Origin of the sequence: Citricoccus sp. (assembly GCF_035445025.1) — a bacterium.
In the GTDB taxonomy this organism is placed as follows: Bacteria; Actinomycetota; Actinomycetes; order Actinomycetales; family Micrococcaceae; genus Citricoccus.
Window position 1 is genome coordinate 28,556 of the sequence record NZ_DAOMPX010000003.1, and the last position, 22,391, is coordinate 50,946.

Sequence of the window (22,391 nt, forward strand, 5' to 3'; positions counted from 1 at the left end):
GCCCCGTGAGGATGGAGGGACGGTGCGGTCCTGCGCTGCGGTGCGGAAAGTGGTGGCGACCACACTAATGCAGTCCTTGTGCGCGCGTACACTTCCCGCCCCCAGACCCGCACGTCAGGTCCGGGTGCTCAGCCGCCCTGGATGCACTGTCCGGTGGAGACGGTCTCCTCCATCTGCCCGGCGCCGGTGAGCACCGCCTCGGCCTCCTCGCCGGTGATGGCGTAGCCGACCTTGACGTCCCCCGCGGCCCGGGCGAAGACGACGCCGGCCACGTCACCGGCATCGTCCAGCAGCGGGCCACCGGAGCTGCCCAGCTGGACGTCGGCGTTGAGCTGGTAGATGTCCAGCGGACCGGGGTCCCCGCCGTAGATGTTGTTCACGGTGACCTCCCCGCGCGCCTGGACCTCGGCCGGACCCATCCAGAACGGGCCCCCGGAGGGGTAGCCCATGATGTAGCCGCTGTCACCGTCGGTCATCTGGGCCCCGGTGTCCAGCGTGGGCAGGTCGGCGTCGTCCACCGCCACCACGGCCAGGTCCCGTGCGGCGTCGAAGTGCACGACCCGGCCGGCGTAGACGGTGCCCTCCGCGTCCTCCACGGCCGGTTCCGTCAGGCCGGAGACCACGTGGGCGTTGGTCACCACGCGGTCATCCGTGACGGCGAAGCCGGAACCGGTCTGGTTCTGCCCGCACACGAACGCGGTGCCGCTGATCCGCACCACCGAGGCCCGGGCCAGGTCGATGGCGTTGTCCGGTTCCGGGGCCGTGGGGTCGGCGGTGGGCGTGGCGTGGACGATCGGCTCCTCCAGCTCGGGGACCACGTCGGAACCGGCGACGGTGGACCGGACCTGGGCGATGATCGTCTTGGCCGATTCCGGGACCCCGGCGTTGATGACCGTGATGACGCGGGACTGGGAGATGGCGCCGGTCACCGGCGGCAGCCCCATGGAGGACGCGGAGAAGGCCACGAAGGCGATGAGGCCGGCCGCCACGGCGGTGTTGACCACGGCCCCGGCCAGGCGGTCGGCGGTGCGCAGGGCCGGCAGCGCCATGCGCAACCGGATGGCGCGGCCGATCCCGGCGCCGACGGCCTGGCCAATGAGCACCAGCACGAGGGCGGCGGCGATGATCGCGATCAGGCGCCACGACGGATCCGGCACCCAGTCCGAGACCAGGGGGATGGAGAAGAACGCGGCGGCCGCACCGGCGACCAGCCCGACGATGGTGCCGAGCGTCACCCAGAAGCCCCGGCGGTACCCCGCCAGGAGGAAGACCAGCAGGACGACGAGCAGCACCCAGTCCAGCCAGGTCAGTCCGAGCACCAAGCACCCCTCCATCCTGCGTCCCGCCACCGGCGCACGCGTGAGAACCCATTTTACCGTCACGATGGCCGGGCATGGGGCAGAATGGTCCGTGAGTCATTGCATGTCGTTTCCGGCGGCATGCCCGTACACGCCTGTCAACAGTGAGGACGAAGGACACATGGATCTCGAGGTACTGCGCAAGGCCCCGCTGTTCACCAACCTGGATGACGAGGTCTTCTCGGCCCTGACCTCGGAGCTGACGGAGGTCGAGCTCTCCCGGGGCGCCTCCGCCTTCCACGAGGGTGACCAGGGCGACCAGCTCTACGTCATCATGTCCGGCAAGATCAAGCTCGGCCGCACGGCCCCGGACGGCCGCGAGAACCTGCTGGCCGTCCTCGGCCCGGGCGAGATCTTCGGTGAGATGGCGCTGTTCAACCCGGCGCCGCGCACCGCCTCGGCCACCGCGGTCTCCGCCACCCGGCTGGCCGGGCTGCGCCACGACAACCTGCGCAAGGTCATCCAGTCCACCCCCGAGGTCTCGATGCAGCTGCTGCGGGCCCTGGCCCAGCGCCTGTCCAAGACCAACGAGTCCCTGGCGGACCTGGTCTTCTCGGACGTGCCGGGCCGCGTGGCCAAGGCCCTGCTGGACCTGGCCGACCGCTTCGGCCGGCCGGCCGCCGACGGCCTGCTGGTGGCCCACGACCTCACCCAGGAGGAGCTGGCCCAGCTGGTCGGCGCCTCCCGCGAGACCGTGAACAAGGCCCTGGCCGAGTTCGTGCAGCGCGGCTGGATCCGCCTGGAGAACCGCGCCGTCGTCGTCCTGGACCTGCAGCGCCTGCGCCAGCGCTCCCGCTGAGGGCCTAGCGTCCCCACCGCCCGCCCGGCAGGGTGACCTCCAGTTCCAGGGTCTCCAGCAATTCCGGGGTGTACTCGGGGACGCCGCCGCGGATGGTCAGGCCCATCAGGAACTCCACGGTCGACCCCGCGGTGGCCATCCGCTCCAGCAGCAGTTCCACCGCGGGGACGGTCAGCGCCCCGAGCCGGCGGCCGACGGTCTCCGGCCGGCCGATCCCGTCCCCCAGCCGCGTGCCCCGCCGGCCGGCGAGCACCAGGCCGGCCGGCATCCACTCCGCCCACAGTCCCTTGCCCGCCAGCAGCGTGGCGTCCTGGCCGTGCGGCACGGCCACGGCGAAGTACTGGGTGTCGAAGCGGCGGTGCGCGAAGTGCGGGCTGTGCCAGCGCCCCACCGCCCGCAGCAGGTCCGTGCGCAGCCCGTGCCCACGCCGGTTCAGCAGCGCCGGGAGGGTGGTCTGCTGCTCGTCGAGGGCCCGGCGGGCCTCCATCCACTCCCCTCCCCCGGGGTTCTCCACCACCGAGTGCGGGTCCGTGCCGGCCAGCAGGATGCCGGTCTCCTCGAAGAGTTCACGGATCGCCCCGGCCACGTGCCGGCGGGCGAGCCGGTGGTCCTCCAGCCCCAGCACCCGGGCCCACTGGGCCGGCGTCGGGCCGTACCAGTCGCACTCGTCCTCGTCGGACGGCTCCAGCGAGCCGCCGGGGAAGGCCACGGCGCCCAGCGGCGTGGCCCCGGCCCGGTAGCGCAACAGGGTCTCGACGCCGTTGAGCCCGTCCCGGACGATCGCCACCGAGGAGGCCCGCCGGGCCGCCCGCGGCCGCCGCTCCCCGTGGACCAGCCAGCTGCGGGCCGCGGCCTGCTGGTCCTCGGGCAGCTCGAACGTGCGGCGTCGCGGCGGCCGGACCGGGCGGTGGACCGGACCGTGCCCCACCGCCATGCCGGTGCGCGGGGCATACGGTTCGGTCATGTGCGCCCTCCGGTGCGGTTCAGCGGATACGGACGGAGATCTCGACCTCGACCGGCGCGTCGAGCGGCAGCACGGCCACCCCGACGGCGGAGCGGGCGTGGGCGCCGGCGTCGCCGAAGACCTTGCCCAGCAGCTCGGAGGCACCGTTGATGACCTGCGGCTGACCGGTGAACGAGGGGTCGGAGGCGACGAACCCGACCACCTTCACGACCTGCTCCACGCGGTCCAGGTCACCGATCACGGACTTCACGGCGGCCAGCGCGTTGACCGCGCAGACGGCGGCCAGCTCGGCGGCCCGCGCCGGGTCGACCTCCGCGCCGACCTTGCCGGTGGCGCCGAGCTGTCCGCCCTCGAACGGCAGCTGGCCGGAGGTGTGCACCCGGTCCCCGTCGAGGATCGCGGGCACGTAGGCGGCCACGGGGGCGGTCACCGGCGGCAGGGTCAGCCCGAGCTCGGCGAGGCGGGTCTCCACCGCCGACTGTGCGCCGGTCACTGCTTCGGCCGCTTCAGGTAGGCCACCGCGCCGCCCTCGGGGCCGGTCATCACGGTGACCAGCTCCCAGCCCTCGGAGCCGTGCAGGTCCAGGACCTGCTTGGGGGTGTGCAGGGGCAGCGGGGTGATCAGGTATTCCCAGGTTGTCATGGGCTCCACCCTAGCCGGACCTCCCTCGCGCGCGGGGGAGAATGCTGCCGGTAGAATCGCCCCCATGGTCAACCGCACGTCCCCCTTCTTCGACACTGCCACCACGCTGGGCAAGATCGTCGCCTTCCTCGGCGTCAGCGCCCTGTGCGGCGTGCTCGCGGCGGGGCTGCTGCTGCCCGCCGCCGCGATGGGTGGGGCCACGGCCACGGCCGGCGGGGACATGCTGGACCAGTTGCCGGCGGAGCTGAAGGAGGAGCCGCTCTCGGTGCCCTCCCGCGTCCTGGACAAGGACGGGAACGTCCTGGCCACCTTCTACGCGGAGAACCGGGTCCCGGTGGAGCTGGACCAGATCTCGGACAACATGAAGGACGCGATCGTCGCGATCGAGGACGAGCGCTTCTACGAGCACGGTGGCGTGGACCCCCGCGGCCTGACGCGCGCCCTCGTGAACAACGCCACCTCGGACACCACGCAGGGCGCCTCCACCCTCACGCAGCAGTACGTGAACAACGTGCTCGTCAACGCGCAGTACCTCAACAACGAGCGCACCACCATCTCCGGCACCAAGAACGTGGCGGACAAGCTGCGTGAGATGAAGCTCGCCGTGGCCATCGAGAAGGAGATGACCAAGGACGAGATCCTCGAGGGCTACCTGAACATCGTGCTGTTCTCCGGCCGTGTCTACGGCGTGGAGGCCGCATCCCGCTACTTCTTCAACAAGAACGCGAAGGACCTCACCATCCCGGAGTCGGCCCTGCTCGCCGGCATGGTGCAGTCCCCCAACGGCTACAACCCGGTGAACAACCCGGACGGCGCCCTGGAGCGCCGCAACACCGTGCTGGCCGCCATGCTGCGCACGGGCAAGATCGACCAGGCCACCCACGACCAGGCCGTGGCCACGGAGATCACGCTGGACGTCACCCCGCTGTCCTCCGGGTGCATGTCCGCCGACTTCGGCAACTACTTCTGCGACTACGTCAAGCGCACCGTGGAGTCCTCCGAGGCGTTCGGCCCGGACCTCGAGTCCCGCCAGCGGCTGCTGGACCGCGGCGGGCTGCAGATCACCACCACCCTGGACTCCACCCTTCAGAAGGAGGCGGAGAAGGTCGCCCGCGAGAACGCCCCGTACACCACCTTCGAGAGCGACCGCGGCACGGTCGGCGAGCTGGGAGCCTCCCTCGTCACGGTCGAGCCGGGCACCGGCAACGTCCGCGCCATGGCCCAGAACACGACCTATGACCCGGGTGAGTCCGAGGGCGGCACCACCATCAACTTCAACGTCAACAAGACCATGGGCGGCGGCGCCGGGTTCCAGGCCGGCTCCACCATGAAGCCCTTCGTGTTCCTCTCGTTCATCGAGTCCGGGCACTCCATGACGGACACCCTCGACGCGCGGATCAACGAGTACCCGACCTACACGCGGTTCAAGGGCTCCTGTGGCGAGGGCGGGACCATCCCGCTCCTGGTCGACGGCAACGGCTGGACCGTCCGCAACGCGATCGCCGACATGAACAAGCCGATGCGCGCGGACTACGGGCTGTACTGGTCCATCAACACCGCCACCGTGGCGGCGGCCCACACCCAGGACCTGTGCGCCATCACTGGGCTCCTGGACCGGGTGGGCATCCAGAACGCCGGCACGGGCGAGTCCATCGACCCGCGGAACCCGTCCTTCGTGCTGGGCTCGGAGGAGGTGTCGCCGCTGATGATGGCCGCCGCCTACGCCACCCTCGCGGACGACGGCAACTATTGCGCACCCCGCGTCATCTCCGAGGTGACCGACACCCGGGGCAACACCTACCAGGTGCCCCCGGTGGAGTGCGAGAAGGTCGCCGACTCCCAGGAGGTGGCCGAACTGAACAACACCCTCAAGGCGATCGCCTCCGAGCGGATCGCCACGGACATGCCGTTCGAGATCGCCGGCAAGACCGGTACGAACAACTGGTCCTCGTCCACCTGGTTCATCGGCTCCACCACCGGCCTGACCACGGCCTCGTGGGTCGGGAACTTCCGCAACCAGGTCTCCCTGGAGGGCAAGCGGATCGCCGGCATCACCTATGACGACGTCTGGGGCTCCATCATCGCCGGGCCCATGTGGGCCGACTACATGCGCGACGTGGCCGGGAACTACCCGACCGACGACTTCACCGCGTTCGACGGCCCGAGCTCGGATCCGCGCACCGAGGGGTCGCGCGAGGGTGGACAGCGGATCCCGGTCGGCAACTACGGTGGACCCCGTCCGTACTACGATCCCGACACCGTCGTCTCGACGGAGTGAGGAGGCCCGCCGTGGGGGCTGAGAAGGTGACCGGTCCGCGCAGGACGTGGGCGATCCCGGCCGCGGTGGCCGGGGCCGGTGCCCTGTCCGCCGCGGCGGCCGTGGCCTGGGGCACCCTGGTGGAGGCCCGGAACTTCGCGGTCCGCACCGAGCGGCTGCCGATCCTGCCCCCCGGGGGCCGGCCGTTCCGGATCCTGCACCTGTCCGACATCCACCTGATGCCGGCCCACGCGGACACGCTGCGGTGGCTGTCCACGCTGCACACGCTCCAGCCGGACCTGGTGGTGAACACCGGGGACAACATCGCCTCCCCCGCCTCGATCCGTCCGCTGCTGCAGGCCCTGGGCCCACTGCTGGACGTGCCGGGGGTCTTCGTCCCCGGCTCCAACGACTACTACGCGCCCACGCCGGCCAACCCGCTGCGCTACCTCGCCGGACCGTCCCGCCAGGACCCGGACCGGGTCCGGCTGCCCGCGGACCAGCTGTTCAGCGCCTTCGAGGCCCGCGGCTGGACCGGCCTGGCCAACCGGAACACGTCCGTGGTGCTGCAGGGGATCCGGCTGGACCTGGCCGGCACCGACGACCCGCACCTGGACCGCGACGCCTGGCCCGGTTTCCGCGGTTCCAGTGCGACGCCGGCCCGGTCGCTGCGGATCGGCGTCACCCACGCCCCCTACCGGCGGGTGCTGGACGCCATGGTCGCGGACGGGGCCGACGTCATCTTCGCCGGGCACACGCACGGCGGCCAGGTCTGCGTGCCCGGGTACGGCGCCCTCGTCACCAACTGCGACCTGCCCACGTGGCAGGCCTCGGGACTGACGCAGTGGAGCCTCGACGGCCGCACCGTCCCCCTCGAGGTCTCCGCGGGCATCGGCACCTCCCCCACAGCGCCCTTCCGGTTCGCCTGCCGGCCCGAGGCCGTGGTGCTGGACGTCGTCGCGCGCTGACCTGCGTCAAAGGAGTCTTTCAGAACGTCCCGGGCGCCCGTAGGATGGTGGATCGCCCACCCCCTCGACCCGGAGGTCCCGCCGTGTCCACGTCCGCCCGTCCATCCCTGCGGCGCGTGCGGGGCGAGGAGCGCAGCCTCGCCGAGGCCCTCCGGCGGCTCTCGCCCTACCTGGAGGGCATCCGCTGGCGCTGGGGAGCCGGGCTGGCCTCCGCCATGCTGGCCGGACTCGTGGCCCTGGCCATCCCCCAGGTGATCCAGCAACTGGTCAACTCCGTGCTGCGCCCCGGCGGGGACGCCTCGGACGTGTGGACGGCGGTGGCCATCATGACCGTGCTCGGCGTGGCCGAGGGAGCGCTGGTCTACCTGCGCCGTGTCTTCATCCTGCCCCCGGCCGCGGGGGTGGAGAACCGTGCCCGGGTCGCCCTGTTCCGGCGGCTGCAGCGGCTGCCGGTGTCCTTCCACGACTCCTGGCCCTCGGGCCAGCTGCTCTCCCGGTCCGTGGGTGACCTGTCCCTGCTGCGGCGGTGGATCGCGTTCGGCACCGTGATGTTCGTGGTCTCCATCGTGACGATCGTGGTGGGCCTGGTGCTGCTGTTCGCCACCTCCTGGGTCCTGGCGCTGATCTACCTGGCCGGGGCCGTGCCGATCATGTGGCGCTCCTTCCACTTCCGCAACGACTTCCGCGCCGCCTCCCGGCTCTCCCAGGACCAGGCCGGGGACCTGGCGACCACCGTCGAGGAGTCCGTGCACGGCATCCGGGTGCTCAAGGCCTTCGGCCGCGGCGGGGAGGCGCTGGAGGGCTTCCGCGGCCAGGCCGACACCCTGCGCGGCACCGAGGTCCACAAGGCCGCCGTGCTCTCCAAGTTCATCTCGCTGATCGTGGCCCTGCCGGAGACGGTCATCGGGCTGTCCCTGGGCGTCGGCATCTACCTCGTGGCCACCGGGGACCTCACGGTGGGCGCCGTGGCCGGGTTCTTCGCCACCACCGCGGTGCTGGGCGGACCGGTGGAGTCCGTCGGGCAGCTGATGGGCATGTCCCTGTCCGCCAAGACCGCCATCGACCGGCACGCCGAGGTCATGGACACCCCGGTCGACATCGCGGATCCGGTGGCACCCCGAACCGGCGGTGCCACCGGCATCCCCGGGGCCCTCGCCTTCCGCGGCGTCCGCTTCCGCTACCCCGATGTCCCCGAGGGCGCCGAGCCGCTGTTGCGGGACATCACCCTGGACCTGCGCCCCGGGGAGACGATGGCCCTGGTGGGGCTGACCGGTTCCGGCAAGTCGACCCTGGTCCAGCTCGTCCCCCGGCTCTACGACGTCACCGCCGGGCAGGTGCTGGTGGGCGGCCGGGACGTGCGGGAGTACGAGCTGGTGGAGCTGCGGCGACGGGTCTCGATCGCGTTCGAGGACTCCACCCTGTTCTCGGACTCCATCCGGAACAACGTGCTGCTGGGCGCACCCGAGCAGGTGCTCGCGGACCCGGCGGCGGCCCAGGAGCTGCTGGACCTGGCCCTGGACACCGCCCAGGCCCAGTTCGCCCGTCGGCTGCCGGAGGGACTCGACACCGAGATCGGCGAGGAGGGGCTGAGCCTGTCCGGTGGCCAGCGCCAGCGCATCGCCCTCGCCCGGGCCATCGCCGCGCGGCCCGAGGTCCTCGTGCTGGACGACCCGCTCTCCGCCCTGGACGTGCGCACCGAGGAGGCGGTCACCCGCCGGCTGCGCAGCGTGCTGGCCGGGACCACCACGCTGATCGTGGCCCACCGGCCCTCCACGGTGGCGCTGGCCGACCGGGTGGCGGTGCTGCAGGACGGGCGGATCCTGGACGTGGGCACCCACGCCGAGCTGCTGGCCCGCTCCGCCGACTACCGCTTCATCATCTCCAGCTTCGAGGCCGACCGTTCCATCGAGTCGGTCATGGACTCCGGGGGGATCACCGCGATGACCGGCACCGAGGGAGACCGGGCATGAGCCGCCGGGACGCCACCCTCCTGGGCACCCGGGGCGAGGAGCGCCTGGACCTGGATGCCGCCGAGCGGCGCTACGTGCGGGCCCGGTCCTGGACGCTGCTCAAGGACCTCGCCCGGCCGGTCCGGTGGAAGCTCCTCCTGACCGTGGTGCTCGTGGTGGTCTCCAACGCCGCCCGCGCGTCGTTCCCGCTGATCATCGCCTGGGGCATCGACTGGGGGCTGCCGCAGGTCGTCTCCACGCTCCGGGACGGGGACTCCCCCGCCCCCGTGCTGGCCGCCGTCGGGGGGACCTACGTGGCGGCCGCGCTGACGGCCGGGCTGCTGCTGGGCACCTACACCTGGCTGACCGCCCGGGTGAGCCAGGCGATGCTGCTGGACCTGCGCGTCTGGGTCTTCCGGCACACGCAGCGGCTCAGCCTGGAGTTCCACGAGCGCTACACCTCCGGCCGGGTGATCTCGCGGCAGACCTCGGACCTGGACTCGTTGCGGGAACTGCTGGACCAGGGCGTGTCCTCGCTGGTGTCCGGGCTGATGTTCATGCTGTTCACCACCGTCTCGGTCTTCGTGCTGGATTGGCGCTCCGGGCTGGTGCTGCTCGGGGCCTTCGTGCCCGTGGCGATCGCCGTGCGCTGGTACCAGGTGCGCTCGGAGGCGGTGTACCGCCGGTCCCGGGTGTCCTCCGCGCGGATGATCGTGCACTTCGTGGAGACCATGACCGGCATCCGCGCGGTGCAGGCGTTCCGCAAGGAGCGGACGAACGACGAGACCTACGACCGGCTGGCCTCGAGGTACCGCGACGACATGGTGCACTCGCTGAACCTGTTCGGCGTGCTGCAGCCGACCCTGCTGGTCACCGGCAACCTGACCGTGGTGGCGCTGCTGGTCCTCGGCGGGTTCCGCGTGCTGGACGGGACCCTGGCCGTGGGCGTGCTGGTGGCCCTGCTGCTGGCCGGCAAGCGCGTGTTCCAGCCGATGGAGCAGGTGGCGATGTTCTACTCCTCCTTCCAGTCCGCCACGGCCGCCCTGGAGAAGGTCTCCGGGCTGCTCGAGGAGGCGCCCACCGTGCGGGAGTCCCCCACCCCGGTGCCGCTGCCCCGGGCCCAGGGGCGCCTGGAGTTCCGCGACGCCGAGTTCGGCTACGGCCAGGGCGAGGTGATCCTGCCCGCGTTCGACCTGACGATCCCGGCCGGTCAGACCGTGGCCGTGGTGGGCCAGACCGGCGCCGGCAAGTCCACCCTGGTCAAGCTCATCGCGCGCTTCTACGACCTGAGCTCCGGCTCGCTGACCCTGGACGGGGTGGAGCTGGACCAGCTCTCCGCCGCCGACCTGCGGCACAACGTGGTGATGGTGACGCAGGAGGCGTTCCTGTTCTCCGGCTCGGTGGCCGAGAACATCGCGCTGGGCCGGCCCGATGCCTCGGACCAGGAGATCCAGGCGGCGGCGCGGGCCGTGGGTGCCCACGAGTTCATCCTGTCCCTGCCCGAGGGCTATGACACGGACGTCACCAAGCGCGGCGGGCGGTTGTCCGCCGGGCAGCGGCAGCTCGTGTCCTTCGCCCGCGCGTTCCTCGCCGACCCCGCGGTCCTGATCCTGGACGAGGCGACCTCGTCCCTGGACCTGCCCAGCGAGCGCCTGGTGCAGTCCGGCCTGGAGCGGTTGCTCGGTGACCGGACGGCGCTGATCATCGCGCACCGGCTCTCCACCGTGGAGATCGCCGACCGCGTGCTCGTGGTCCACGACGGGCGGATCGTCGAGGACGGGACCCCCGAGGAGCTGATCGCCGCCGGAGGCCGCTTCGCCGAACTCCACGCCGCCTGGCAGGACTCCCTGGTCGGGTGATCCCCGCCTTCCGGCGCCCGCGGGGCGGGGCCGCGTGGGGGGGCGGTCAGGCGCGGGGGACGTCCTCGGCCAGCACGGCCGGCCAGCGGGACACGTCCTGCGGGGTGGTCGCGACCTGCAGCGTGGCCCGGGGCATGAGCTCGACCAGCGCCCGGGCGGTGGAGAGGGGATGGGCGGGATCGTCCGCCCAGGCCAGCACCGTCGTGGGAACCCCGATCCCCGCCACCTGCTCCCGGGTGGGCAGGTCGCTCATCGCCGCCCCCCGGTAGACGGACGGCAACAGGTCACCGCTGACGTGGGGCACCGTGTCCGGCGTGCCCACCGTGGCCGGGGGCCGCGGCATGGACCGGCTGGCCGCGACGAACCGCTCCACCCCGTGGTCCTCGATGAACCGCGCCAGGCGCCGGTAGTCACCGGCCTGCGCGGTGCGGGTGTCCCAGGCGGTCGGGGGCAGCAGCAGCGTGAACCCGCTGAACCGGTCGGGGTCCCGGACGGCGGCGTGCAACAGGGTGGCGGCACCCATGGAGGGGCCCACCCCGTGCACGGCCTCTCCCGGGAACCAGTGGTCGAGCAGGCGCAGGAGGTCCTCGGCGAGCGCGGGCCAGCGGTAGTCCTCCGGCTCGCGCCGGCCGGTGGAGTGGCCGTGTCCCCGGGCGTCGTAGCGCAACAACCGGGTGCCGGACAGTCCGCGGCCCAGGTCCAGGTCCAGGACCCGGTCCCGTGACCGGCTCGAGGTCAGCCCGTGCAGCTGCACGACCGGATGGCCGGACTCATCGCTGAACGACCAGGCGATCTCGGCGCCCGGCACCGTGAACCTGTGCATGTCAGCTCCGTTCTCCCGTGCCGTCCTGAGAGGACAGCAGGCTACAGTACTGCCATGCGCCTCACGCATGTCGCGTCCCTGCGCCTGCCGTTCGGTCCGCTGCTCTCCTACGACCTGGCGGTGTCCCCCGCGGAGGGCACCCTCCCCGTGTCCTTCGACCAGGCCCGGCACGTGGGCGGCGGGGACCGGCCCGGTTCCTGGATGGCGCTGGCCTTCAGCCTGCCGGCCCCGGTGCCGCGGAATCACCTCGCGGCGGCCTGGCGCGCCGTCGTCACCGCGCACGGCACCCTGCGCACGGTCTTCGTCCGGGACGACGACGGCGCCCCCACCCTGCGCGAGGCCGGCATCGGCCCGGGCACGTGGGTCCGGCACGAGGTGGCCCCGGGCCAGGCGATGCACGACGCCCTGCGCGCCGTCCTGGACGCCGGGTGCACGCCCTTCGCCCGGCCCTCGCACCGGTTCTGCGTCATCGAGACCGCCGACGGGCCGACCATCGTGGTCGGCGCCGATCACGCCCACGTGGACATGTGGTCCCTGCTGGTCATCGCCCGCGACCTGCTCACCGCCCTCGACCGGCTGGCGGACGGCCTGGACCCCGGGCTGACGGGCGCCCCGGCCTTCGCCGAGCACAGCCGGTGCCTGCTGGACCGGCCCGGGGCCCCCGCCGAGGTCCACCGCCGCTGGGCGGAGGTCATCGAGGCCGGGGGCGGGGTGATGCCCCGGTTCCCGCTGCCCCTGGGGGATCCGGCCCCGCAGCCGGAACGCGTGGAGGTCCGGGACGTGCTGAACGTGACGGGCATGACCGCCTTCGCCACCCGGGCGCGGGAAGCCGGCGTGTCCACGCTGGCGATGACCGTGTCGGTCCTGACCGTCACCACCCGCGAGGTGGCCGGCGCGGACCTGCGTGCGGTGTTCCCCGTGCACAGCCGCTACGAGGAGCGGTGGCACGATGCGGTGGGCTGGTTCATCACCAACTCGGTGCTCGAGTCCGCCGATCCCGATCCCGGCGCGTGTGCGGGGGCCGTGCGGGAGGCCATCCGGCTGGGATCCTGGCCGCTGGCCGGGATCATGGCCCCGTGGGGCGGCATGCCGGAGGCCCCCGGGATGCTCGCCGTCTCCTGGCTGGACCTGCGGCGCCTGCCGGTGCAGGTCGACTCACACGCGCTGAACGCCCAGTACGTGAGCGCCGCCATCCGGACCACGGGGGTGATGCTGTGGTTCATCATCGACGGCACCGGCGTGCACCTGCGCTGCCGCTACCCGGACACGCACGAGGCCCGGCGCAACGTGGGGACCTGGCTGGACGACCTGGTGGCCCGGATGCGGGATCAGGCGGTGAACGCCCGTCCCGTCAGCCGCTCGTAGGCCTCCACGTACCGCGCGCGGGTCCTGGCCACGACGTCGGCCGGCAGCGCCGGGGGCGCCTCGCCGGAGTGCCGGTCCCAGCCGGATGCGGCCGAGGTCAGCCAGTCGCGGACGAACTGCTTGTCGAAGGACGGCTGGGCGCGGCCGGGCTCGTAGTCCCCGACGTCCCAGAAGCGGGAGGAGTCCGGGGTCAGCACCTCGTCACCGAGCACGATCCGGCCGTCGGCGTCCAGCCCGTACTCGACCTTGGTGTCCGCCAGGATGATGCCGCGCTCCCGGGCGATCCGCTCGGCCCGCGTGTACACGTCCAGGGTCAGTTCCCGCAGTCGCTGCGCCGGGGTCTCCCCGATCAGCCGGGACATCTGCGCGAAGGTGATGTTCTCGTCGTGCTCGCCCACGTCCGCCTTCGCCGAGGGGGTGAAGATGGGCTCGGCCAGCCGCGAGCCGTCCACGAGCCCTGCGGGCAGCCGGATCCCGGTCACCGTCCCGGACTCGCGGTACTCGGCGAGGCCGGAGCCGGTGAGGTAACCGCGCGCGATGCACTCGACCTCGAACATGTCCAGCCGCTTGACGACCATCGCCCGGCCGGCCACGGCCGCGGGGACGTCCACGGAGACCACGTGGTGCGGCACGTCCAGCTGCTCGAACCACCACAGGGACAGCTGGGTCAGGACCGCGCCCTTGTCCGGGATCTCGGTCTCCAGCACGAAGTCGTAGGCGCTGATCCGGTCCGAGGCCACCACCAGCAGCGTCGCGGACTGCCCCGGTGCGGCGTCGGCCGGCTCGTACAGGTCCCGGACCTTGCCCGAGTAGACGTGCCGCCAGCCGGGCAGCTCCAGAACCGTCGCGCCGAGCCCCTTGGAGTAGTCGGCCATCAGAGCGCCTCCCCCGCGGGAACGGTGATCTCCCCGCGTTCGGCCTTCAGCCCGATGTCCGTGCGGTGCCGGGACCCCGGCAGCGTGATCCGTTCCACGCCCGCATAAGCGCGCTCGCGCGCCGCGGCCAGGGTCTGTCCCAGCCCGACGACGGCCAGGACGCGTCCGCCGGCGGCGACCAGTCCGCCGTCGGGCCCGGGGCCGGTGCCCGCGTGCAGGACGGACACCCCCTCCAGGGCCTCGGCGTCCTCCACCCCGGTCACGGGGCCGCCCTTGACGGGGGCCTCGGGGTAGCCCTCGGCCGCGACGACGACGTCCACGGCGTACTCGTCCGACCACTCCAGTGCCCGCACCCCGGCCAGGCAGCCCGTGGCGGCGTCCATGAGCAGCCGGCCGAGCGGGGTGCGCAACCGGGCCAGCACGGCCTGGGTCTCGGGGTCCCCGAAGCGCACGTTGAACTCGATGACGCGGATCCCGCGGGCGGTCAGGGCCAGTCCGCAGTAGAGGACGCCCGCAAACGTGGTGCCGCGGTCGGCCATGGTGGCGATGACGGGGCGGGCCACCTGGTCCATGACCTCGTCCACGAATCCCTCGGGCAGCCAGTCCAGCGGGGTGTAGGCGCCCATGCCGCCGGTGTTGGGACCGGTGTCGGCATCGCCGATCCGCTTGAAGTCCTGCGCGGGGGCCAGCGGGACGGCGTTGGTGCCGTCCGAGAGCACGAACAGGGAGACCTCGGGGCCGTCCAGGTACTCCTCGATGACCACGGTGCCGTGGGCGGCGAAGCAGGCCTGGGCGTGGGCCAGGGCCTCGTCGCGGTCGGAGGTGACCACCACGCCCTTGCCGGCGGCCAGCCCGTCATCCTTGACCACGTAGGGGGCGCCGAACTCGTCCAGCGCCGCGGCGGCCTCCTCGGCGGTGGCGCAGGAGTGCGCGGCGGCGGTGGGGACGCCGGCCTGGGCCATGACGTCCTTGGCGAACGACTTCGAGGCCTCCAGCTCGGCCGCGGCCCGCGAGGGGCCGAAGACGGTGAACCCGGCCTCGCGCAGGGCGTCGGAGACGCCGGCGGCCAGCGGGGCCTCGGGCCCCACGACGACGAGGTCGGCCCCCAGCTCGCCGGCCAGCTCGGTGACGGTCGTGGCGTCCGTGGCGTCCACCGGGTGGACGGGGACGTCGAGCGCGATGCCGGCGTTGCCGGGTGCCGCGTGGACCTCGCGGACGGAGGGGTCGCGCAGCAGGGCGCGGACGATGGCATGCTCACGGCCGCCGGAGCCGAGGACGAGGATCTTCACGGTGCCCAAGCCTAGACGGTCCCGTAGCCTGAACCCATGAGCACCCCGTCCCGCGGCCCGGATGACGACGACTTCTCCTACGGCCGGCTCTACGGCCGGGCGCCCCGCACCGGTGGCGCCGGGGCCAGCACCCTGTCCACGGTCTACACGTTCGTGCTGGTGTGGATGACGACGGCCCTGATCATGTGGTTCGGCAGCCGGCTGTTCGGCTTCGAGCGCGGCGACGTGACCGTCGCGGTGGTGTCCCTGGCGTGCTCGCTGGCCGCCGCGATCGCGATCACCGCCTGGGTCCGGCGCCGCCGGCGCTGACGGCGCCGACGGGAACGACTCTGACCGGCCGGTCCGGGAGGCCCTGCGCCGGGTGCGCGCCTACAGTGGTGACCATGCCCCAGAAGTCCGCCGCGCGTCAGTCGCCCTCCGCCACCTTCTCCCCCGCCGAGGCCGTGGAACTGGTCCACGTGGTCCGCAACGGTTTCATCGAGTCCCGCACCACCGGCTCCGCCGTGGTCACCGCCCCGGACGGGTCCGTGCTGGCCTCCCTGGGGGCGCCGGAGGCGCTCATCTACCCGCGCTCCACGCTCAAGCCGCTGCAGGCCATCGCCTCGCTGCGCCAGGGCGCCCGGCTGGTGGACGAGCAGATCGCCCTGGCCTGCGGTTCCCATCGCGGCACCGCCCGGCACCGCCAGGCCGCGGCGACCATCCTGTCCTACGCGGGCATGGACGAGTCCTTCCTGCAGTGCCCGCCGGCCTGGCCCGCGGACCCGGCCGGCATCATCCAGCTGGCCCGCGACGCCGGCCCCGAGGGCCCGGTGCAGACCCCGCTGGCCTACAACTGCTCCGGCAAGCACGCCGGCTTCCTCTCCGCCTGCAAGCACGGCGGGCACGACCCCGCCACCTACCTGGACCTGGACCATCCGGTCCAGGGCGAGGTCGCCGCCGTGCTGGAGCAGTACTGCGGCGAGCCCGTGACCCGCTGGGGCGTGGACGGGTGCGGGGCCCCGGCCCCGGTGCTGTCGCTGACCGGTCTCGCGCGCGGCTTCGGCGCGGTCGCGGCCGCCCCGGACCGCCGGGACGCCGAGGTGCACGCCGCCGCGGTGGCCACCGCCATGCTCGAGCACCCCTGGGCCGTCCACGGGGAGACCAACACCAACACCGTGGTGATCCGGGAGCTGGGCCTGCTCGCCAAGCTCGGCGCCGACGGCGTCATGGCCATGGCCGCCCCGGACGGCACCTCGGTGGCGGTCAAGGCGCTCGACGGCGGCACGCGCGCCGGCAACCTCGTGGCCCTGGTGCTGCTCGCCCAGTTCGCCCCCGGGCAGGTGGACCTCGAGGCCCTGCCGGGCGTGCTGGAGACGGTCGTCCCGAAGATCCTGGGCCGCGGCGAACCGGTCGGCCGGGTGCAGCTGGCCCGGCCCGTGCTGGACCTGCTGGACTGAGGCCGTGTCCGTCAAGCGCCGCATCGCCCCCGACGCCGGCCGCGCCGCCGTCGGTGCCTGGTCCGCCGCCCGCCGGGACGGGCCCGAGGAGGCCGCCGCCCTGCCCCGCTCCACCCGGGCCACGGCCGTGCGGTACCTGCTGGAGGAACTGGCGGAACGGGCCCCGGGCAACTCCGTGGAGGTGCGTGTCCCGCCGTTCGGGGTGTGCCAGTGCATCGAGGGTCCGCGGCACACCCGCGGCACCCCGCCGAACGTGATCGAGACGGACCCCGCCACCTGGCTGGACCTGGCCACGGGACTGATCGGCTGGGACGCCGCCGTCGCCGACGGGCGGGTGCTGGCCTCCGGGTCCCGGGCCGACCTGTCCGCCTGGTTGCCGCTGGCCCGGTAGCGTCAGCGCGGGACCGGCGCCGCGGGCGGCGACGCACGGCCCGGCCCCCGCCCGCACCCCAGTACCATGGACGGCATGACTTCTGCCTCCGACGGCCCCGCGGACGATCCCGCCGCCACCCCGATGCGGCCGGACCCGGACGCCCTGGAACACCGCGACCTGGTGGTCCGGCGTGCCCCGAAGGTGCACGTCTTCCTGCTGGGCGGCGCCGCGCTCGGGGTCCTCGCGGCCCTGGCGGTCTCCCTGACCGGACGGCAGAACCCGGAGTTCACCTTCGGGTCCGTCTTCGGGTACTTCGTGGTGGTCTTCGGGATCATCGGCGTCGGCGTGGCCGGACTGGTCTGGCTGGTCCTGGACCGGCGGTCCCGCGCGCGTGCCCGCACGGTGCACGCCCGGGCCGTGACGGACCCGGCGCAGGCCGACTACGCCGTGGACCCCTCCGACCTGCAGCAGTGGCGGGAGAAGTGGGACAATGAGGGACGTGACGACGATGCGCGGTGACGGCAGGCTGACCCACGACCTCGATCCCCAGGAGAAGGGGCCCCAGGACGAGTGCGGCGTCTTCGGCGTCTGGGCACCCGGGGAGGACGTCTCCAAGCTGGCCTACTACGGCCTCTACGCCCTGCAGCACCGCGGCCAGGAGTCCGCGGGCATCGCGACCTCGGACGGCCAGCGCATCTCCGTCTACAAGGACCTCGGCCTGGTCTCGCAGGTGTTCGACGAGGCGACCCTGAACACCCTGACCGGGCACATCGCCGTCGGGCACTGCCGGTACTCGACCACCGGCGGGAACAACTGGGCCAACGCCCAGCCCACGCTGGGGGCGACGTCGGCCGGTACCGTCGCGCTGGCGCACAACGGCAACCTGGTGAACTCCGCCGAGCTGTTCCGGATGGTGGAGGCGCGCTACGGCAGGCAGACCCGCGGCGAGCTGGCCCAGGGCAACACCACGGATACCGCCCTGGTCACCGCGCTGCTGCAGGGCGAGGAGGGATCCACCCTCGAGGAGACCGCCGTGGCGCTGCTGCCGCAGATCCGCGGCGCGTTCAGCTTCGTGTTCATGGACGAGCACACCCTCTACGCCGCGCGCGACCCGCACGGGGTGCGCCCGCTGGTGCTGGGCCGGCTGGAGCGCGGCTGGGTGGTCGCCTCCGAGCAGTCCGCCCTGGCCACCGTGGGCGCCGGGTTCATCCGTGAGGTCTCCCCCGGCGAGATGATCGCGATCGACGAGGAGGGCATCCGCTCGACCCGTTTCGCCGAGCCCACCCCCGCGCACTGCGTCTTCGAGTACGTCTACCTCGCCCGCCCGGACGCCGCCATCAACGGCCGCTCCGTGTACGAGTCCCGCGGGGAGATGGGCCGGGCGCTCGCCCGGGAGAACCCGGTGGACGCCGACGTCGTCATCCCGGTCCCCGAGTCCGGCACCCCCGCGGCGGTCGGCTACGCCACGGAGTCCGGCATCCCCTTCGGCCAGGGCTTCGTCAAGAACTCCTACGTGGGACGCACCTTCATCCAGCCCTCCCAGACCCTGCGGCAGCTGGGCATCCGGCTCAAGCTCAACGTGCAGCCGGCCGTGGTGGCCGGCAAGCGCGTGGTGGTCGTGGACGACTCGATCGTGCGCGGCAACACCCAGCGGGCCATCGTGCGGATGCTCAAGGAGGCCGGAGCCCGCGAGGTGCACGTGCGCATCTCCTCCCCGCCGGTGAAGTGGCCCTGCTTCTACGGCATCGACTTCGCCTCCCGGGCCGAACTGATCGCCAACGGCGCCGGGGTGGAGGAGATCGCCGCCTCCATCGGCGCCGACTCGCTGAAGTACATCTCCGAGGAGGGGATGATCCAGGCCACCGAGCAGCCCCGCGAGAGGCTGTGCACCGCCTGCTTCACCGGCGACTACCCCATCGCGCTGCCCGTCGAGGACGAGCGCGGCAAGCACCTGCTGGAGAAGGCCACCGCCGGACCGGCCCCCACGGTGGACCCGGCCGAGCGGCCGGGTGCCGACGGTGAGGACCCGGGCCCCGGAGCCTCCCTGGAACCCCTGCTGACCGAGACCGACAGGACCCCGCTGTGACCGATGCCGTGAACCCCGCCGAGTCCGCCAGCCACGCTGGCATCACCTATGCCGCCGCCGGTGTGGACGTGGAGGCCGGTGACCGCGCCGTCGACCTGATGAAGGAGGCCGTCAAGGCCACCCACGGTCCTGACGTGGTCGGCGGGTTCGGCGGCTTCGCCGGCCTGTACGACGTCTCGGCCCTGCTGAAGTACTCGAAGCCGCTGCTGGCCACGTCCACGGACGGGGTGGGCACGAAGGTCGCCATCGCCCAGGCCCTGGACAAGCACGACACCATCGGCCTCGACCTGGTCGGCATGGTGGTGGACGACATCGTGGTGGTCGGCGCCGAGCCGCTGTTCATGACCGACTACATCGCCTGCGGCAAGGTCGTCCCGGAGCGCATCGCGGACATCGTGCGGGGCATCGCCGAGGGCTGCTCCATCGCCGGCGCCGCCCTGGTGGGCGGGGAGACCGCCGAGCACCCGGGACTGCTGGGCGTGGACGAGTACGACGTGGCCGGTGCGGTCACGGGCGTGGTCGAGGCCTCGGCCCTGCTCGGCCCGGAGCGGGTGCGCGAGGGCGACGTCGTGATCGCGATGGCCTCCTCCGGCATCCACTCCAACGGCTACTCGCTGGTGCGCCGTGTCATCAACTCCGCCGGCTGGTCCCTCGACCGGGAGGTCACCGACTTCGGCCGCACGCTCGGTGAGGAGCTGCTCGAGCCGACCCGCATCTACGCCGGCGACTGCCTCGACCTGGTGCGCCACCTCAACGGCGATCCCGTGACCGGTTCGGCCGGTTCCGTGACGACGGCCTCCGGGGAGCCGGCCCTGCGCGGCTTCTCCCACGTCACCGGCGGCGGGCTGGCCGCCAACCTGGCGCGCGTGCTGCCCCAGGGCCTGATGGCCACCGTGGACCGCGGCACGTGGGCCATCCCGGCCGTCTTCGAGCTCATCACCCAGCTGGGCCGGGTGCCGCTGGCGGACCTGGAGCGCACCCTGAACCTGGGCGTGGGCATGGTGGCCGTGGTGGCCCCCGAGGCCGCCGACGAGGCCGTGGCCCGACTGCACTCACGCGGCCTGAGGTCCTGGGTCGCCGGCACCGTGGGCACGCTGACCGACGAGGCCGCCGGTGCGGGCGAGGACTTCATGCAGGGCGCCAAGGGCGTGGACGGCGGCGCCGTCCTGCTCACGGGAGCCTACGCCCAGTCCTGATCGGGCGTCGTCGGGCCCGGCCGGGCCACCGTCGGCCCCGACCAGGTCCCGGAGCGCCTGATCAGCGCCGGGCGTCGAGCCAGGCCAGGGCCGGGGCCACGCGGGTGCGCCAGCGGAACGTGGCCCGGGTGTCCCCCCGGGTGGGGCCGCCGTTGATCACGGCCACCGGCTTGCCGGCCCGTTCCGCGTCCAGCACGAACCGGAAACCGCTCATCACCGCCAGCGACGTGCCGATCGCCAGCACCGCGCCGGCGCGCTCGAAGGCCTCGCGGGCCGCGGCCTTGCGCTCGGCCGGCACGCTCTCCCCGAAGTACACGACGTCCGGCTTCAGCTCCACGGAGCCGCACTCCCGGCAGCCGGCCATGGTGAACCGGTCCACCCACTCCTGGCCCAGGGTCACGTCCCCGTCCGGGTTCACCAGCTCCGGGTCCACCCGCACGGCCTCGAGGTAGCCGGGGTTGGCGGCCACCAGCCGCGCGTCGAAGTCACGCCGGTCCTCCACGGCGCCGCAGTGCAGGCAGACGACCCGGTCCAGGTCCCCGTGCAGGGCCACCAGCCCCGGGGTCCCCACGGCGGTGTGCAGCCCGTCCACGTTCTGGGTCACGATCCCGGCCAGCAGGCCCTCGCGCTGCCAGCCGGCGAGGATGTGGTGCGACTCGTTCGGCTCCGCGGTGTCCATCTGCCGCCACCCGACGAAGGACCGCGCCCAGTAGCGGTGCCGGGCGCCGTCGTCGTGCCGGAACTCCTGGTAGGTCATCGGGCGGTGCCGGTGCAGCGAGCCGCCGGGCCCGCGGTAGTCCGGGATCCCGGAGTCGGTGGACACCCCGGCACCCGTGATGACCAGGGGCGCGGCGCCGGCCAGCAGCTCCCGGATCCCGGCCCGGGCCACCTCGGGGTCCTGCAGCGGGGCGGAGTCCTCCACCACGCGGGCGATCGAGCGCAGGGCGGCGCGATGGCCGTCGGCCGCGGGATGCCCGGGGCGCAAGGAGGACCCTGACCTCACGGAGCCGGTCGGCGTCGTGAGGTCAGGGTCCTGGGGTCCTTCAGCAGTCATGACGACCATCAACCCGCGTAACGGGGATCGTCGTCCTCCTCGGTATTCTCGACGTCCGTGTACTTGTCCGCGTAGGCGATGTACTGGTCATCGTCACGGCTGGAACCACGGCTGCCGGCGAGCTCACGTTCGAGCGCCGACAGGTCTGTGGCCGGGGAGAAATACTTCATGTCCCTGGCCTGCTTGGTTGCTTTAGCCTTTTGACGGCCGCGCCCCATGAGCGTGACCCCCTTTGTTCTCCGTCTCCGGGTGGTCAGCTTCTAGGCAGGGCTGGACCGGAGTATGCGCTGTCATGATGGTTCGTGCTCACTAGGTTAACATGTTTCAGCACCCCTTGGCGCCGCCCGGAACGTGACGTCCGCCCCCTCACGCCGGCGACCACACGACGCCGGCCGCGCGGGCCCGCCGGCCGCGCCGACGGGGGTGTCCCACCGGTACGGAAGGACCCCTTGATGGACACGAACGAGGACCGCCCCAGCGAGCAGGGGTCCGGCTCCGTCCCCTACCTGCCGCCGAGGCCGTCCGAGGACGTCCCCCCGCAGCGGCCACGCCGCGGCTGGTGGGTGGCGATCGGCGCGGCGGTGGTCCTGGCGCTGGCCCTGTTCGTCGTGTGGCCACTCGTCTCCTCCCAGCTGGACCCGCGCACCGGGGACGCCGGCACCCCCGAGCCCTCCGTGTCCCGCGACGCGGACCCCGGCCTGGACGGCATCATCGCCCGCGACGTGCCCCCGGGCCAGGTCCAGCCGGGTGACTGCCTGACGGACTTCACCGCCGTGCCGGAGCCGGCCACGGTGGTCGAGTGCAGCCGCGAGCACGAGGCCGAGCTGGTGGGACGCAAGCTGTGGCCCGCCGACGGCCAGTTCCCCGGGGACCGGATGCGGCCGGAGGCCGAGGAGTTTTGCGGGACCATCCAGCTGGGGCAGACCGGTGACGCCCAGGTCGTCGTCGAGATCTCCCACCCGACCGAGGGCACCTGGGCCGCCGGTGACCGCCGCGTGGACTGCGTGGCGGTGGCCCATGACGGCACCCTCACCGGTTCCCTCGTCGACGAGCCCGCGTTCCAGGACTGGAGCACCCCGGGCGCCGCGGGGTCCTGAC

The 22,391-nt window shown here is 72.9% G+C and carries 22 protein-coding genes; 13 read left to right on the top strand and 9 right to left on the bottom strand.

Features of this window, described 5'->3' with window-relative positions; all coding sequences use genetic code 11:
• Positions 1–128 precede the first annotated feature (128 nt).
• Positions 129–1,319, bottom strand: coding sequence for a MarP family serine protease (locus tag PLJ28_RS01875; RefSeq protein ID WP_298044146.1), 1,191 nt, complete (start codon positions 1,317–1,319; stop codon positions 129–131).
• A gap of 160 nt (positions 1,320–1,479) precedes the next feature.
• Here PLJ28_RS01875 and PLJ28_RS01880 point away from each other — a divergent pair, with 160 nt between their 5' ends.
• A complete protein-coding gene (locus PLJ28_RS01880) occupies positions 1,480–2,157 on the top strand; it encodes a Crp/Fnr family transcriptional regulator (protein ID WP_010143094.1) in 678 nt (225 codons plus the stop codon).
• 4 nt (positions 2,158–2,161) lie between these two features.
• Here PLJ28_RS01880 and PLJ28_RS01885 read toward each other — a convergent pair whose 3' ends face one another.
• The 3 genes from PLJ28_RS01885 to sp36 are packed head-to-tail and all read right to left on the bottom strand — an operon-like array spanning position 2,162 to position 3,763.
• Complete coding sequence (locus tag PLJ28_RS01885; RefSeq protein WP_183527792.1) at positions 2,162–3,121, bottom strand: NUDIX hydrolase; 960 nt, start codon at positions 3,119–3,121, stop codon at positions 2,162–2,164.
• Between the two features lie 19 nt (positions 3,122–3,140).
• On the bottom strand, positions 3,141–3,614 hold the full coding sequence (locus PLJ28_RS01890; RefSeq protein ID WP_183527794.1) for a RidA family protein: 474 nt from the start codon (positions 3,612–3,614) through the stop codon (positions 3,141–3,143).
• Positions 3,611–3,763 carry a Sp36 family protein gene (gene sp36, locus PLJ28_RS01895; RefSeq protein ID WP_010143091.1) on the bottom strand — a complete coding sequence of 51 codons (153 nt, stop codon included), beginning with the start codon at positions 3,761–3,763 and terminating at the stop codon, positions 3,611–3,613. Before sp36 ends, PLJ28_RS01890 begins: the two co-directional genes overlap by 4 nt.
• Before the next feature lie 64 nt (positions 3,764–3,827).
• Between sp36 and PLJ28_RS01900 the strand changes: the two genes are divergently transcribed.
• The 4 genes from PLJ28_RS01900 (at position 3,828) to PLJ28_RS01915 (ending at position 10,796) form a co-directional block, all read left to right on the top strand.
• Positions 3,828–6,041, top strand: a complete 2,214-nt coding sequence (locus PLJ28_RS01900; protein ID WP_183527796.1) for a transglycosylase domain-containing protein — start codon at positions 3,828–3,830, stop codon at positions 6,039–6,041.
• Between the two features lie 11 nt (positions 6,042–6,052).
• Entirely contained in the window at positions 6,053–6,988 is a 936-nt protein-coding gene (locus PLJ28_RS01905) for a metallophosphoesterase (protein WP_183527798.1), read from the top strand.
• Positions 6,989–7,071: 83 nt separating this feature from the next.
• The gene (locus PLJ28_RS01910) at positions 7,072–8,958 is read left to right on the top strand and encodes an ABC transporter ATP-binding protein (RefSeq protein WP_298044143.1); all 1,887 of its coding nucleotides are present in this window, start codon (positions 7,072–7,074) and stop codon (positions 8,956–8,958) included.
• The gene (locus PLJ28_RS01915; RefSeq protein ID WP_183527802.1) at positions 8,955–10,796 is read left to right on the top strand and encodes an ABC transporter ATP-binding protein; all 1,842 of its coding nucleotides are present in this window, start codon (positions 8,955–8,957) and stop codon (positions 10,794–10,796) included. Before PLJ28_RS01910 ends, PLJ28_RS01915 begins: the two co-directional genes overlap by 4 nt.
• Before the next feature lie 46 nt (positions 10,797–10,842).
• Here PLJ28_RS01915 and PLJ28_RS01920 read toward each other — a convergent pair whose 3' ends face one another.
• Positions 10,843–11,619 carry an alpha/beta fold hydrolase gene (locus PLJ28_RS01920; RefSeq protein WP_183527804.1) on the bottom strand — a complete coding sequence of 259 codons (777 nt, stop codon included), beginning with the start codon at positions 11,617–11,619 and terminating at the stop codon, positions 10,843–10,845.
• A gap of 54 nt (positions 11,620–11,673) precedes the next feature.
• Between PLJ28_RS01920 and PLJ28_RS01925 the strand changes: the two genes are divergently transcribed.
• The gene (locus PLJ28_RS01925; protein WP_298044142.1) at positions 11,674–12,984 is read left to right on the top strand and encodes a condensation domain-containing protein; all 1,311 of its coding nucleotides are present in this window, start codon (positions 11,674–11,676) and stop codon (positions 12,982–12,984) included.
• Here PLJ28_RS01925 and PLJ28_RS01930 read toward each other — a convergent pair.
• Both PLJ28_RS01930 and purD read right to left on the bottom strand, forming a co-directional pair.
• Positions 12,948–13,859: a phosphoribosylaminoimidazolesuccinocarboxamide synthase gene (locus PLJ28_RS01930; RefSeq protein ID WP_298044141.1), complete on the bottom strand. Its 912-nt coding sequence runs from the start codon at positions 13,857–13,859 to the stop codon at positions 12,948–12,950. The two genes, PLJ28_RS01925 and PLJ28_RS01930, sit on opposite strands and share 37 nt — an antisense overlap.
• Positions 13,859–15,148 carry a phosphoribosylamine--glycine ligase gene (gene purD, locus PLJ28_RS01935; RefSeq protein ID WP_183527810.1) on the bottom strand — a complete coding sequence of 430 codons (1,290 nt, stop codon included), beginning with the start codon at positions 15,146–15,148 and terminating at the stop codon, positions 13,859–13,861. Before purD ends, PLJ28_RS01930 begins: the two co-directional genes overlap by 1 nt.
• 36 nt (positions 15,149–15,184) lie before the next feature.
• Between purD and PLJ28_RS01940 the strand changes: the two genes are divergently transcribed.
• From PLJ28_RS01940 to purM, 6 genes are all read left to right on the top strand, one after another.
• Positions 15,185–15,457, top strand: coding sequence for a hypothetical protein (locus tag PLJ28_RS01940; protein ID WP_183527812.1), 273 nt, complete (start codon positions 15,185–15,187; stop codon positions 15,455–15,457).
• Between the two features lie 74 nt (positions 15,458–15,531).
• Positions 15,532–16,584, top strand: a complete 1,053-nt coding sequence (locus PLJ28_RS01945) for an asparaginase (RefSeq protein ID WP_183527814.1) — start codon at positions 15,532–15,534, stop codon at positions 16,582–16,584.
• Between the two features lie 4 nt (positions 16,585–16,588).
• Entirely contained in the window at positions 16,589–16,975 is a 387-nt protein-coding gene (locus PLJ28_RS01950) for a sterol carrier family protein (RefSeq protein WP_183527816.1), read from the top strand.
• Positions 16,976–17,050: 75 nt separating this feature from the next.
• A complete protein-coding gene (locus tag PLJ28_RS01955; RefSeq protein WP_183527818.1) occupies positions 17,051–17,476 on the top strand; it encodes a hypothetical protein in 426 nt (141 codons plus the stop codon).
• Positions 17,448–19,043 carry an amidophosphoribosyltransferase gene (purF, locus tag PLJ28_RS01960; RefSeq protein ID WP_324589856.1) on the top strand — a complete coding sequence of 532 codons (1,596 nt, stop codon included), beginning with the start codon at positions 17,448–17,450 and terminating at the stop codon, positions 19,041–19,043. Before PLJ28_RS01955 ends, purF begins: the two co-directional genes overlap by 29 nt.
• Positions 19,040–20,239: a phosphoribosylformylglycinamidine cyclo-ligase gene (purM, locus tag PLJ28_RS01965; protein WP_183527820.1), complete on the top strand. Its 1,200-nt coding sequence runs from the start codon at positions 19,040–19,042 to the stop codon at positions 20,237–20,239. Before purF ends, purM begins: the two co-directional genes overlap by 4 nt.
• Before the next feature lie 61 nt (positions 20,240–20,300).
• Here purM and PLJ28_RS01970 read toward each other — a convergent pair whose 3' ends face one another.
• On the bottom strand, positions 20,301–21,224 hold the full coding sequence (locus tag PLJ28_RS01970; RefSeq protein ID WP_183528574.1) for a Sir2 family NAD-dependent protein deacetylase: 924 nt from the start codon (positions 21,222–21,224) through the stop codon (positions 20,301–20,303).
• Positions 21,225–21,301: 77 nt separating this feature from the next.
• Positions 21,302–21,511: a DUF3073 domain-containing protein gene (locus tag PLJ28_RS01975; protein WP_029138985.1), complete on the bottom strand. Its 210-nt coding sequence runs from the start codon at positions 21,509–21,511 to the stop codon at positions 21,302–21,304.
• A 234-nt stretch (positions 21,512–21,745) separates the two neighbouring features.
• Between PLJ28_RS01975 and PLJ28_RS01980 the strand changes: the two genes are divergently transcribed.
• Positions 21,746–22,390 (top strand): hypothetical protein, encoded by a 645-nt coding sequence (locus PLJ28_RS01980; RefSeq protein WP_183527822.1) that lies wholly within the window; start codon positions 21,746–21,748, stop codon positions 22,388–22,390.
• Position 22,391: the final 1 nt, after the last annotated feature.